This window comes from Paenibacillus sp. BGI2013 (assembly GCF_002843485.1).
GTDB classification, from domain to species: domain Bacteria; phylum Bacillota; class Bacilli; order Paenibacillales; family Paenibacillaceae; genus Paenibacillus; species Paenibacillus amylolyticus.
In genome coordinates this window covers 88,146-102,551 of the sequence record NZ_PJFA01000002.1, presented here as the reverse complement: position 1 = coordinate 102,551, position 14,406 = coordinate 88,146, and the positions used below count along the sequence as shown (strand labels likewise).

General features: G+C 42.1%; 12 protein-coding genes. 2 read left to right on the top strand and 10 right to left on the bottom strand.

From position 1 onward, the window contains the following. Positions 1 to 41 precede the first annotated feature (41 nt). The 10 genes from CXK86_RS04380 to CXK86_RS04335 form a co-directional block, all read right to left on the bottom strand. Positions 42 to 1,157 carry a response regulator gene (locus tag CXK86_RS04380; RefSeq protein WP_076252123.1) on the bottom strand — a complete coding sequence of 372 codons (1,116 nt, stop codon included), beginning with the start codon at positions 1,155 to 1,157 and terminating at the stop codon, positions 42 to 44. Continuing rightward, positions 1,154 to 2,857 carry a sensor histidine kinase gene (locus CXK86_RS04375; protein ID WP_256720071.1) on the bottom strand — a complete coding sequence of 568 codons (1,704 nt, stop codon included), beginning with the start codon at positions 2,855 to 2,857 and terminating at the stop codon, positions 1,154 to 1,156. Before CXK86_RS04375 ends, CXK86_RS04380 begins: the two co-directional genes overlap by 4 nt. A 191-nt stretch (positions 2,858 to 3,048) precedes the next feature. Beyond that, a complete protein-coding gene (locus tag CXK86_RS04370) occupies positions 3,049 to 5,340 on the bottom strand; it encodes an S-layer homology domain-containing protein (protein ID WP_076252127.1) in 2,292 nt (763 codons plus the stop codon). Positions 5,341 to 5,812: 472 nt separating this feature from the next. Further along, complete coding sequence (locus CXK86_RS04365) at positions 5,813 to 7,510, bottom strand: ATP-binding cassette domain-containing protein (RefSeq protein ID WP_076252129.1); 1,698 nt, start codon at positions 7,508 to 7,510, stop codon at positions 5,813 to 5,815. Between the two features lie 59 nt (positions 7,511 to 7,569). Continuing rightward, positions 7,570 to 8,421 (bottom strand): glycosyltransferase family A protein, encoded by an 852-nt coding sequence (locus CXK86_RS04360; RefSeq protein WP_076252131.1) that lies wholly within the window; start codon positions 8,419 to 8,421, stop codon positions 7,570 to 7,572. Further along, entirely contained in the window at positions 8,418 to 9,065 is a 648-nt protein-coding gene (locus CXK86_RS04355) for a glycosyltransferase family A protein (RefSeq protein WP_180361723.1), read from the bottom strand. Before CXK86_RS04355 ends, CXK86_RS04360 begins: the two co-directional genes overlap by 4 nt. A gap of 22 nt (positions 9,066 to 9,087) precedes the next feature. Beyond that, positions 9,088 to 9,507: a hypothetical protein gene (locus CXK86_RS04350; protein ID WP_076252136.1), complete on the bottom strand. Its 420-nt coding sequence runs from the start codon at positions 9,505 to 9,507 to the stop codon at positions 9,088 to 9,090. Position 9,508: 1 nt separating this feature from the next. Continuing rightward, positions 9,509 to 10,546: a phosphoenolpyruvate carboxykinase (ATP) gene (locus tag CXK86_RS04345; RefSeq protein WP_076252141.1), complete on the bottom strand. Its 1,038-nt coding sequence runs from the start codon at positions 10,544 to 10,546 to the stop codon at positions 9,509 to 9,511. A gap of 38 nt (positions 10,547 to 10,584) precedes the next feature. Continuing rightward, positions 10,585 to 11,655, bottom strand: coding sequence for a nucleotidyltransferase family protein (locus CXK86_RS04340; protein WP_179087890.1), 1,071 nt, complete (start codon positions 11,653 to 11,655; stop codon positions 10,585 to 10,587). Between the two features lie 346 nt (positions 11,656 to 12,001). Then, positions 12,002 to 12,670, bottom strand: a complete 669-nt coding sequence (locus tag CXK86_RS04335; RefSeq protein WP_076252145.1) for a DNA alkylation repair protein — start codon at positions 12,668 to 12,670, stop codon at positions 12,002 to 12,004. Positions 12,671 to 12,884: 214 nt separating this feature from the next. Between CXK86_RS04335 and CXK86_RS04330 the strand changes: the two genes are divergently transcribed. Both CXK86_RS04330 and CXK86_RS04325 read left to right on the top strand, forming a co-directional pair. Then, a complete protein-coding gene (locus tag CXK86_RS04330; RefSeq protein ID WP_076252146.1) occupies positions 12,885 to 13,859 on the top strand; it encodes a YndJ family transporter in 975 nt (324 codons plus the stop codon). Between the two features lie 91 nt (positions 13,860 to 13,950). After that, positions 13,951 to 14,403: a HEAT repeat domain-containing protein gene (locus tag CXK86_RS04325; RefSeq protein WP_036611867.1), complete on the top strand. Its 453-nt coding sequence runs from the start codon at positions 13,951 to 13,953 to the stop codon at positions 14,401 to 14,403. Positions 14,404 to 14,406: the final 3 nt, after the last annotated feature.

The following is a 14,406-nucleotide window of genomic DNA, read 5'->3' as shown; positions in this document are numbered from 1 at the left end:
GCCGCATGCTTTGCGGCTCTTTTTTGTTTATCAGGAGAATATCATTGATATTGTTCATATTGCTGTTGAATAGACAGCGAAGGCTGTAATCCAAGTTCATGAAGCAGTAATTGTGTATATTGCTCATAGTGGTTATGTAGTGATTTTCGATCTCCCATGGCTCCCAATATACTTAACAACAGCAATGTTGCCTCTTCCTCAAACTCATTGCGGGATACAATTCTTCTGGCAATGCGTGCTGCTTCATTATATTGATTCCGTTCCAGCAACCAGCTTGCAAGACGCTTGGCATAGGAAACGTACACAATTAACAATCTCTCACGTTCCCCTGTCGCCCAATCAAAAGATTTACCCTCAAACAACTCGCCTACGAACTGTTTCTCTAACGCTATGGCCGCTTTTTCATTAGCTATATTGAATTCAAATAACTCCAACATGGTCTGTTCGAATCGAATAAAATCAACATCGGCTTGATCTAAATCTACCCGATATTGCTCTTGCGCTGATAGGATCATCTCCTTGAACCCATGCTCGGATAACACCTTTCTAAGCTGATAGACAATCGTATTCAAGTACACTTCTGCCTGCTTGAGAGGCCTCCCTGGGAAGAGATCCTCCAGGATTCGGGATTTGGCTACACTTCTACCCTGTTGAACAAGCAGATAGGCAAATAGCTCCATGCTTTTCTTGGATTTCCATTTCACTGTACCCGCTTGCTTGCTGCTAGCCTCGAAGCAACTCAGTCCATGAACCGTCAGCCGATTAGGCACAAGGTCGTCAGCAAGATTAGAAGAAGATCTGCGTCTGCTGGCCGCCCTAGTGAGCGTCTGAGCCAGTCGCATTCTGGAAATCGGCTTAACCATGTAGTCCAACGGATAAACATCGTAAGCGTGAATCGCATATTCTGCATGCGAAGTGGTAAACACAATGTCAAGATCATTACAAACTGAGATCAAGCTGCGTGCAAGCTCTAATCCATTGTCCGTAGCAATCTGGATGTCCAGGAATGCGAGATCCACTTCCCTGTTCTTAACGAAATCGAGTGCCTCTGCCGCATTCTGAAAGCTTCCGACAATCTCCACATCTTGCATATTCGACAGCATCCGCTTCATTGCCAACAGCATGGCAGGCTCATCATCAACGATGAGAACTTTCATCTCTCTGTTCCGCCTCTCAAAGTGAAGTGAAATACGCTTCCTTGTCGCACCGTGCTTTCTGCCCACATATCTCCACCACTTAGTTGTACGAACTGTCGACTTACGAGCAGTCCAAGCCCTGCCCCTTTTTCACCTAATGTACCCGCCATGGAGTTGAGTTGCTTCTCGTTAAATAGCTGACGAACTCGCCCCTCTTCCATACCTACTCCGTTATCACGAACGGACACGATCACCATGTCTCCTGACAACTGAGCGTACACTTCGATTAAACCACCCAATTCGGAAAATTTGATGGCGTTGGTTAATAAGTTACGAATAATTAAACCAACTGTTTCCCGGTCTGCATATACATGGGTGCCTATAGCAATCTTATTCATCACGCTGATATGTTTACTCTCACTTTTAATGTGTAACATATGACAACAGTCCTCAACAACCTCCGAAAGCTCCAGTAACTCTGGACGAAGTGTCATGTCTTCAACCTGACTGCGAAACCACTCCAACAAGTTATTAGCCATTCCAAGTGTATTACGAATCTGGTCACCCAGCTGCTCAATGATCTCCTGATGATCCGCAGCGAAGGATTGCCTGTCCGCCTCCAGTAACTCCACGAGTTGAAACTGCAGCGCTAGCGGACTGCGAATATCATGCGATATAATTGTAAACAGTTGATCCTTCAACTGGTTCAACTGTGCCATCTGCTCCAGATGCCGTTGTTTCTCTGTAATATCAAAAATAAGAGAAATATTACCCTGTGCCTTACCCAGTGTATATAATGGATATACGTTTACACTATATATTTTTCTTTCTCCATCCAGCCACTTATCAATCTCTACACTGCCCGGTTGCATAGACTTGCTCAGCTTATACCATTCTGGCCAGGACGCTAGGATTTCCGATATATTCCGACCCGAAATATTGGTATAGCCCAACTCTGAGAACCATTGTGAAGCTCGATTATTGTTATCGATGACCTTTCCCGAACCATTCACAATCACAATACTCTCCTGCAACGTATCGAGCACAATATTCCTGGCAATCGGAACGGTAGAGAAGAACTTAATCCTCAGAATAATCACCAGCATAATTGTCCCTGTAGATCCGCAGTAAACTGTTAATGGAAGTAACCATGATGACCACTCAGGCTTCACAAATTTGATAATCTCCAGGACAAACGGTAATGTAGCCAGAAGGAGAACCCACATTCCCGGCTTACGATAATCACTCCTAATATTCCTTACATACTGAAATAAATAGTAGAGGCATATAACCACTGCACTATAGCAAATGAGGCTGAATGCTCTAGAATAGAGGGTTTTTGTTGTGACTAGGTGGCCATTATAAAGCTCAATCGTCAGATATATAATATGAAAGTTTGGGTCAAGCCACATAAGCAACGACCACGATACAAATACGGCAAACAATAGGATCTTCCATTGGTTCTTCAGCAGCTTGTCTCGACCGACTAAGTGATAAACGAATAAGATCAAGAAAGGGACCATTACATTTTGGGTCGTATTCTGAATATTGCGAAAAATTAATTTAGTCATAAATACATCGCTATGTCTCTCCAGAATGATACTGCTTGAGTACATCATTCGGCATACGATCAAACCTACGAGGTAGATTACTCCGCGCTCTCGTCTAAACCCGTACACAGTGAGTAAGATGATACCCGTCATGATCAATGAAACAATCATCAGGATAAGTTCTACAGTGGAATTCATACATCAGGTCCCTTTATATTTAAATTAAGAAAATATACACCTTATGCCTTTTCTATCCATAATAGTAGAGGGAATTATGGATTACAAGCATATCTCCTATCAGGCTTCAACAAAAACTGACCCCTGTTGTCATCTAATGACATCAGGGGTCAGTCCTTTATTGCTTAATGTATAGATTTCCAAAGTCGCAAGAGTACAACCGCAGCTTCGGCTCTTGTTGTTCGTCCCTCCGGAACAAATCGATTACCCGCTTGCCCTTTCAGAAGTCCGTGCTCTCGAGCAGCTTCGATATAAGCTTTGGCCCATGTTGGAATGTGTGTATCATCAGAGAAGTAGGGGCTATCCGTACTGCCAGCCTTCCATTCCATGACCTTGGATACCATTGTAGCCATCTCTGCACGGCTTACCGTTTGCTTCGGTCTTAATGTTCCGTCGGGATATCCTTGCAGAGCGCCCTCAGATACGGCTGTCTGGATCGTCAGGTGTGCCCATGCCGGAATGCTCTCTGCATCGCTGAAAGATACCTCACTTGATTCGTTACGTATCGGGATCTGAAGTGTCCTCATCAGCATAACGGCGAACTCCATTCGTGTTACGTTGCCTCTTGGTACAAAGGTCTGGGCATCCATCCCCTCCACAATACCCAATTCGGCTGCCTCGCATATATCTGATGTTGCCCAGTGATTCTCGATATCCGTGAACCGACATACCGGAGCTGAAGGAACATGATGTTCATCATGGGTCATACGGTTAATGGTGACGGTATACGTCTTGATCGTTCCATCCTCAGCTTGAACCGTAAGGGTTAACACATTAGCACCCATCACCAAAGGAACAGTCGTCATCTCACTTATCCGTTCTCCCAACAGCTTCACAACCGCCTTGGGATGGGCTGAAGCTACTTCCAGTTCAACCTGCGCAGCGTCTGTTTCTACTGTATACGTCGTAGTCCCCGACGTGAACTTAGGAGATAATTCCAATGCCTTTCCGGAATTATAAACATTTATTTTAGCTAAAGCTGCCTGGTTAGATGGAGATGAGGTTACTGCAGGCGGAGCAGACGAATTACCGCCTTGATCTATTGGGCTCGGTGCTGGTGCCGGCGTTGTGTTATCCAGTAGAAACGGATTCGAAACAGCCTCCTTAACATTCCCCACTTTGTCTACTGCGCGAATGTGTAAGTACCAACTTCCATTCCCGCTAGTCTGACTCAACGTATCGCCGTCTCTAAAGGGGAACCAGCCCATTGCCGGAACGGCCGTACTTTGCGTCCACACATATTGTAGTGAATGATCATCTATTCCGCTTTGTAGGTCGCTGACCGTTACGATACTCGCTGCAGTTTTCGCTGCCACTACACCACCATTCGTACCAAACTGCACTTCCGGAGGCGTTGAATCGATCGCCAGCGTAATGGTATACGTTTTACCGGGTAACAAGTAGGGCTCCACGCGAACAGGAATAACCGTATCCGTGGTTGCTCCCGCAAAGTTTATCATCTTCGTGCTACCTGACGGCAGCAGCTCACCGTTCACATACATAACTGTCTGGTCAGTGCTCTCGAGTGTCGGCGTTACATCTACACTGGACAGCGATTGACCGTCGTAATAATACGTGTAGTCCATGACTGAAGGATCAAAGGATTCTGTGAAATCCCCTTCCTGTAGCTTAAGCCCGCTCAGATTGGCATTCCCAGGTACATTCATTTGTCCATCCTGATTAGATCCCCAGGTAATTACGGTACCATCTGACTTTAAGGCAAGCGAATGAAAATGACCTGCAGCGACCGCCACTACTCTTTCTAAGTCGGCTGGTATATTGGTTTGACCACTATTATTGTATCCCCAGGCAACCACTGTGCCATCTAACTTTAGCGCTAATGAATGATATTCTCCTGCAACAATCGCCACTACTCCGTCTAAGCCCGCTGGCACATTGGTTTGACCGTCCTGATTAGATCCCCAGGCAACCACTGTGCCATCTGACTTTAGCGCTAGTGAATGAGTTTCTCCTGCAGCAATCGCCACTACTCCGTTTAAGCCTACGGGCACATTGGTTTGACCCCTATTGTTGCCTCCCCAAGCGACCACTGTGCCATCTGACTTCAGTGCAAGCGAATGGATGTTTCCTGCAGCAATCCCCACTACCCCTTCTACAACCACTGGTACATTGGTTTGACCGTTGGTATTGTTACCCCAGCCGACAACCGTGTTGTCTGACTTCAATGCAAGCGAATGGCTGCTTCCTGTGGCGATTGCCACCACATCATTCAAGCCCGCTGGCATGTTTAGTTGACCAAAGCTGTTGTTCCCCCAGCCGACCACCGTGCCATCTGACTTCAATGCAAGTATATGAAAATACCCAACATCAATTGCCATAATATCGCTTAAGCCTACGGGGACGTTTAGTTGACCAGGCCCCCAGCTAACCAAGGTACCATCTGACTTTAACGCCATTGAAGCATTACCTCCTGCGTCTATTTTCTCCGCTTTAACAGGTGAAGAAGGATCTGCAGCATAAACTGATCGCACCTCGAATGGAACGATTATGCTGAACAACAATACGAAGCTTATAACAAGATAAACCGTCTTTCTCCAATTAAACGATAACAATATGTATCCTCTCCTTCATCCCTTTGATTAGGTAACTAATCCTTGATTATTTTCTATCGGCATACGTCAGAATGATAGCCTTGCTAGAGCAAGCTTTAACCCAGATCCGAGATCCATCATCCTCTATGGATATTAACAGAGGGCTATGAAAGAATAATGAAAGAACATAGCGATGATGGAACCACGATCCATCCCGACTTCTAACGTATACACTTGGCTCGAACCAAACTGATCCCCCAGGAAGCAGAAAAAACCGATTAGAGACAACTTTACTTGCAGCTGTCTCTAATCGGCTTCAACATTTCACTCTATCAAATCACTTCAATTCATAAACGAAATCACAATACTTTAGAGTTGATTCTCGATGAGATGCAATGATAACAGTCTGATTATCTAATCTAGACACTGCTCTCATCACTTCCTCTTCAAGGCATTCGTCTAATGCGGATGTTCCCTCGTCCAACACCAAGATATCCGGAGAATCGTACACCGCCCTCGCTAGGCCTACGCGTTGGCACTGTCCCCCGGAAAGAAAGATTCCGTTCTCACCAAGATTGGTATTTTCACCTTGACCTAACCCTGCAATCATATCTGCTATTTGAGCCACCGATATAGCATGCGTCATTTTTTCTTTATCATAGTCCCGATAGAAAACAATATTTTCCTTCAGGTTTGCATTCAACAAAAATACTTTTTGGGGAAGATATCCGAAACGAAGCTTTGCCTCGCTAAGTTGCTCCGTCGTTCCATCTCCATGCTCGATATCGAGTCTTCCGTCATTTCGCACAAGAAGACCCGTCAACAGATTTAACAGTGTACTTTTGCCTATTCCGGAGGGGCCCCTTAAACCGACAATAGCACCACAAGGAATCTCAACGTTTATTTTCTTCAAAACTTCTTTTCCATTCTCATAGGAAAAAGATAGATTACTACATACAATTTTACTGCCCTGATTAAACCTGCCTGTAGCATGTGTATCTTTGTCTTGATCATTTACAGCATACGACTTTCTTGGTTTGTCTTCCTTTAGTATCCCTTGGATCTTCTCGTAGAAACCCCCGTCCATTCGATCCAAAACCGAGGAGTTCGCATACAAAGAAGATAAATAACCATTTATTCTGGTCACTCCTGGCATAACTCTAATTAAAATCAAGGCTAGAATGGCCATTTTCGACATGACGTCCTCGGATGAGCCATTCGTTACATAAACAGCAAGAAACGCCATCAACATACAAGCCACCGTAATCAATTCAATCAGATGTCTAGGCAATGTGGAATAGACAGTTTGCTTTACTTCTAAGGTTACATTTTCCTCGATGTACCCTTCATAGAGATGCTCCACTGCGTCTTTTGCGTGATACAATTTCACTTCCTTGATACCATTTATGGCCTCTCTTGTGACGGCACTCATTCGGTCGAAGCTGTGATTGGAACGTTTTCCGGTCTCTCGCACTTTAGTATAAATAAACCGATGGAACAAGATCATGATAAGAACATACACCAGAATCAAAGCCGCTGAAATATTGACATTTAGGACGCACATGTAAGCCAAAAGCATGAGAATGACGACAGCTTCTGCAATAAACTCCAGCATGCTCTGTATACTCAGGAAGATGGAACCCGTGTATTTGTTAATATTATTAATAAGAGCCGACGAATCTTCATCAGTGAAAGATTGATAATCTTGATCCAGGTGCATGCGCAACAATGACTTGCTTGTATCCTTATATTGGCTAACGATATATTTGCGCTTTATAATTCCTAACCCATATACAAACACGTTTTTTACTAGAAAACATATAAAAACAATTCCCGCAAAAAAAGCAACTTTGCTAATACTCTCATGATCCCCTTCTAGAATAGTAGAAACAAAAGGAACAATAAGTGAAATGCTTGCGGTCTCTAACACTGCACCGATCACATAGAAAAAGACAAGCACGCCAAATTGAATCTGTCGCTTTCGACCAAACAGATTCCATAATGTAAGTAAATTTACTCCGAGTGATTTATTCAAGGCAAGTCGCCGCTTTCTTCGTATAGTCCATCAAAACTACTGCACACTAATTTCAGTCTTCACTCGTTGCTCGTTCTATTTCTTGCTATCATGGCCGTAGTTTGCATTAAGGTCTTCTTAAATGCAGCAATCATATGTTCCACTTCTTTGTGATAATACTCTTGATCACATTCACAATAAGGCAAAATACTTAAATAAAGCTGCTTGATATCTTCTATCCGTTTCATAGTCTCCGTGAAACTACGCTTCGTACTAGAATGACCGCTACTTCTCCTGCAATATACATGCAGCTCCTCGTTTAGATAAGCACACTTGCTTCTGCTCGCGATTGGAAGTAGCAGCTGCGGATTCTGATCCACAGTGGATGCCGGAATCTGACGATTCGGATAACAGGAAAACAAGGCTTCTGTTCGCACCATAAATCGGCCCGCAAGTTCCAAGATACGTTCATGGAACAAATCATCAAATATATCGGACAAAAACGGCTGATTATTTTTTTCTCTATACATAATCGGATTCTCTGTCTCATCTTTGATTAATCCGTTGCTTCGCACCATATTAATATCAGGATGAGTTAGAAGACACTCTACCTTCTTTTCAATACTGTCATCCGTCCAGTAGTCATCCGCATCGCACCAGGTTAATAGTTCGCCGTGGACACTCGGAAGTGCTAGATTTACAGCAGCCACCTGTCCTGCATGGTTTTGGGATAGAACTTTCACCGATATACCTTTTTCTTCCATTATAACTGCCCGCTCTGTAAGGACCGAGAGTGAATCATCGGTAGACCCGTCATCTACCAAAATAAGTTCTAACGGCGCATAGGTCTGGTTTTCTACAGAATCTAAGAAAGTGTTTAAATATGGCATGGCATTGTAGATTGGCGTTATGATGGATACTAACGGTTTCATTCTTTTGACATCCTTTTCCTTAAAATAGCTGCATAATTTTTCATTTCTTCTTCACGTTTTAAACGTCCTGTATTGGTCATATGAAGGCGTCGCCTTAACGTTACTTGATTGATTTCACGAACCACGGCTCCTGTTTCCTTCAAACTCATCATCCAATCTACCGTTTCTCCACTTGAAAGATTTTCATCGAAGTATCCGTTCCGATCAAAGACTGATTTTTTGATAAGCGCGCAGCCCGGCAATACACCGCCATAACCGTTTTCTCTTGCCTTCAGTTTCATACTTTGTTCACTCGATAACTCCGGCGAAATAAAATCTTTTGCCTTTCCATATACAACAACACAGTTCGATTCATCTTCCATGGCAGTAAAAAGATTATCCAATGCATCCTGAGACAAAACATCATCTGCATCCAGAAATAATACATAATCCCCACAAGCCATCTTGAGTCCGACATTCCTTGCTTTTGCTGCACCACCATGTTCCACCGAGATCACACGATCACCTAATCTTTGGGCAGTCGCAAAGGAATGATCTTCTGATTGATCATCTACAATAATAATCTCCTTCTCGCCATTCCAGGTCTGGTTCGATATCGATTCCACTGCTTCTTCTAAATAATATCCCGCATTATATACAGGCATAATAATGGATAGCCTCATTGTATTAATCCTCTTCTTTTAGCTTAGGCCATCCCATATCTGCTTCCACATCATGTACAGGGTCTGCCAACAGAAGATCTTGAACCTCCGCGAATTCATTCAACTCAAGGCTGTAATCTCCATGAACCACGACAAAATCGCCCAATGATTCTTGGCTGTAAGGTTGATCATCTAAAATAAATATTTCCTTTTCCGTAAGCGCAGCAATAAACCGCTCTACACGCTGATCAATATCCACTACACAGTCCTCATTATTTTTAATTGTATCGACAATCTGCTTCGGGTCCTTGCCTTGCATCAACGCATCTAAAACCATCGATCCAAGAGCACTTGCTCCATAATACATTCCAGTAACAAAATTGATTATAATGGCTTGTCCGTCAGCAATATCATAAAACATCTTCTCATCATTTAATTTATACATGTTAAAGTCCCTCCATAAAGTTTTGCAATACGATTACATTCTTCTTAAGGTCTTTACTTAAACGAAACTCATAAACGGGTAAATCCTTCAGTCTGTCCATCATTCTCTTAACCATTTCTGTATCTCTTCGTCCGCCAATCTGACTTACACTGGAATGAACCAATTTTACCAATACTGAACCTCGGTCCGTCGGCACAATCATTGGATCGCTTCCCTCTGTAACAGTTGGACACAAAATAGCTTTAATCGGTAATTCTTCCTGAAAAGGATAGGCGGATGCATCAAAGAACTTCTTCCCGTTTCGCTTTTCCTCCGTCTTGATAACAGGCATGTTCGGTTTCAAAATCTGATACATATCCGAATTCAATCCAACCATTGTATATAGTGGCAGTGCATTTCGTTCTCCCACTTCACGCATCATAACATAATCATCTGCCACAAAATCTAACCCCTCAAGCAAACAACTTACCGATAAAGTTGACTTCCCAGCACCACCCCGCGCACTTATCAATACACCCTTATGATTAAATCCGACTGCAGCGGAATGCAGAATCAATATGTTCTCCTGCTCTGCCCAAAAATAAAAACATCTTATAAGTGGATGTCCCAACATGCAATCATCATAATCAGTGCCTGCTTGTCTGCAGAAATAATAGGTCTTCCTGATGTAGTCGGCACCCTCCATCTCCGTACTTCTAGTAACCTTGATGCTTCCCGTTGCATCCTTTCCCTGATATACATCGGTTATTGCTCCTTCTTGCAGCGGCTTATCGCGAAACGAATCGGGAATATAGACATTAACATCATCCGTATAGCACCAGATTACTGCACCCGGCACTACGTACTGCTCATTTGAAAGGACTCTTCCCAAAAGAGATGATCGTATTAATGAAACCTCTATGTCATCCCAATATCGAATTTCGAGAACCTTATCTGCTAATCTGATTTGCATATTCTTATAATGCATCCCGTTTTTCTTCAAAATTCGCTTATTAACATCTTCGAAGAAAGTGGAAATTGTAGCTTTTTTATTATCCATCCATTATTCTCTCTTTTCTCGCATAGTATTTGTTCTAATCAACGAAGTCTTAACCGTGAGAGAAATTTCTGATACAATTTCACGGGTCTATTTAAGTGGTAAAGTTCGGCAACATATTTTGCAAAACACATACCAGATTCTACTTCCTTTAATTCATGAGAATAATATCTATACTCCTTTCTGATAGGTTTATATTTTATTCTTAAATGTATTACCCGCAGCGTGATTGAACTATTTTCGTCCGCACGGCGTTCTTTCATATAAGGCACAATCGTCTCATAAAAATCCATTGCGTCTTTTAGCCATTTGCCATATCCACTATCCACTGCAAATAAATTTTCTGCATCCTCTAACGAAATGTCCTCTGGAAAACAGGTTGCGAATAATTTCATCATCAAGTGAACCCGATAACTACAATGCAGTTCACTCGCGCGCTTTGCTATTGCTGTCCAATCCGTGTCAGGCATCATTTTCAAGACCATTTTTGCATCAAATAACCACTTCATCCGTCGTTCCGGCATCTCATCAACAAATATGCATCTGGATTGCGAATCTAATATATGGACAAACATGTCTAACGGTGATAATACTCTGAATTTACAGCTATTCACCTCAACCTGTTCAACTCTCTCCCAAATATCACTGCCCTTTTCAAGATTGTTCTTAAATATGACATGATGAATATCAAACTCCGTCTTTCCCAACTTATATGTAATGGAATGCTTAGCTTCTACTATATACTCCGCACCCATATCTTGAAAAATTGAAACCGCTTCTTCATATTGTTCACCCTCGAGCGCAAAGTCTAAATCAGCCATCATTCTAGATACTCCTGAGGCAAAATGTAGACGCATCGCGGCTCCCTTTAAAAGCAAAGGGTATATATTCTTTTCATTCAACTTCTGTGTACTCATAAAAAGTTTCTGTAGCATCAGGGCATTCTCCACCTGATAATAACGATAGATGCCTTTTAATTGTGGGATGACATGCTTCGGAAATCCCATCCAATCGACGTTATACCCAAAATGAGCTAACATCAGCAGATAATTATGATTACCCGTATCCATATTCAGACCCTGAAGCTGATCCTCTATTTCTTCTATATTCACGTGTTCCTTAAATAGGAGTGACAGTAATCTTTGCTCGCACGGAACAAGTAGCCGTTTTTGCAACTCTTTCTCTATCGCTATATTCATATCTATTCTTTTTATCCTTTCATCTTTATTGGCTTTAATGTACAGTCAAAAACTTATTGAATTTCGTTTCATTTTTCCCAGCCGGTTTGTTCCATTTTGATTACTTATTTTTGAAATTATAACAGAGTGCTATGAAAGAATAATGAAAGAAATAAACCTGTGGTTTGGTTCCTACTCATTGGGCAAGGCATCATTATTATTAATGGATGCAGTCAGGGAGGTCCATTAGTTCGAACCACATAGGGATTCGCAGAGGTAACTAATTCTTATTTCGTTTGTTAACTTCAATTGCAATGAACTCTGGCAAATAATTAGGAGTACAGCCCTTTGATACCATTTCATCTTTATAAAGACCTGTATTCTCACCAAGTTTTATACAACGTGCACGATACTTTTGATCATAAATGCCTATCCAGCCTGCAATGAAATTCATAGCCCACTGAACTGCCGGCTCTTCCTGCGTAATATTAGCTTCAATTGCAGATAGTAAGTCCTCGGTGTTATCAGGAGGCGTTTGTCCGGTCCATCTCAATCGCGCTTGATAATACCAAAAAGCTCGCCTTTGAAGAGCAGAAGGGCTTTTTTCCCATGACTCCATCAATGCAATGGTCTTCTTGTCTTTGGTAAGCTGATTAGCCATTAACCAATCCATTAAGTTATTTCGCTCATCAAAAGTGTGAGTCTGCATATCCTTATCAAACTTATTAAGCACTTCTTGTGAGAGAAGTTTTTTATCCATAATTAAAATAGCTAATAGTCTGGGCAAAAACGCTTCGGTCGACCAAAGTTCCATAGCTAGTTCGTGATCTTTTTTAATATCCTTTGCGATTTTTCGTAATTCGCCTAGCTTAGTTTTACTATTGATCTGCTGTAGAATGTCCCCTGCTTTTGAAGAGTATTTCATTTCTATACTTTTATCCTTATTCATTTGATACCACAGCTCCTTTATGGCGAAAGTCTTTGAAGAGCGAAAGGGCTATTTCCCATGACTCCATCAACCGCAGTAAGATAAGCTTATTTTCATATATTGACAAATAAATGTGTTAGACTACTAAAAGAAGAATTGCCAATCTATACTAAAGAATGCTACACAACTGGATACAGGCAGTTCTTACGATAAACGTAGTTAGAAAGGAAACCCCATGAATAGTTCCTTGAAGCAACGAATGAAATCATTATTAGCACCCGTGTTTCCCGGTGGAATCATAACCATTCTGATATTTTCCCTTGATTACTTCCAAATCGAACTTGTTGAAAAATTTCTGCTTTTTGCGGCTTTTGTCATTGTACCTCTTGTGATTTCACTTTTGAACCATGACGAAAAGAATAAACATCAACGAATGATTTATGCCGCTATGAAATGGCTTCAATTTCCCGCTGCGCTTCTTACCCTGGCCTCGGTAATGAGTAATAAGATGTGGGGGTTAGAAAGTACGGAAATCCCAGGAATTCTGTCTCTTGGATGGCTACTGTTCACACTGCTGCTTGGCATCTATGGCTTGACCACGATTGTGATCTCTAAAGGAAAAGCAGCGGAAATAGCGATTGGTGCGGGGCTCGTTTATTTTTTTATCGGGGGCATTTGGTTTACCTTATATCAATATCAATTGAACCTGTTCCAAGCTAATCCTTCAACGCACGCGTTAAGCTCGCTCCACTTCCATTTCTCATCTGCGATCGTTCCGATTTTTATTGGTGCACTGGGACGCATCATGACGAAGAAAAGCTGGTATCCTTGGGTCGTTGCCATCGATATCATCGGACCAATCTTGATTGCTATTGGTATGATTTTCTCCAAGCCAATTGAATACATTGGTGTCACTTTGTTCGCCTGTAATATTGTGGTTTACACCGCTTATCTCCTTACTTACTTGAGGAAAAATGCTTTGGATATTAAGGCAGCCTTTTTCTTAGGCCTTTCTTGTCTAGCCTTTTACACGGTTGTTGTCATTTCCATCTTCTATCCGTTACTGAAAAATATGTACTCCTTAACCATACTCGATTTTATTCCCATTTATGGATCTCTGCATGCGTTTGGTTTTGTCTTATGTGGACTAATTGGTTGGGTGTATATGGTGGACTTCATTAAGGAAAAGGCTAACCAATCGGCTTCATAGGAGTAGTTTAGTCAGGTTCGTGCTATAATAGTGATCACATAAATAACATTCATCATTCTGCCGAGATGGCGATGATTAAGGAGATTGAATTTTGACGAACAACCATGATATTGGAGCAGTTAACGAACTACCGGAGAACTTTGAAGAGCTCAAACGAGCGGCTAACCGGACGTCGAGCTGGAGAGAAAGACTGAATGCCGTGAACGAATTGGGGAACTGGAATACAGCCCCTACCATTAAGTTGCTGCAGCATGTTTTGAAAAATGATCAAGTGTTTCAAGTGCGCGAAGCCGCATATCAAAAGCTCAAGCAGTTGGATGAAGATGTACAAATGCCTGCCAAAAACAAAGGTGAGCTGTTTAAAGGTACTAACAAAATTTTGCTACGGATTAAAAAAAGCCTTCCTGAAGGTCACACATTCGAGCAATTCAAGGAAAAACTGCAAAAGACACGTCTGGATATTTATGATACTTACGAGGGCGACAAAGATGCTGATTTCGATTCCTGGCTCCATGGAATTTGGGAGACACTAGGTAGAAGATAACCG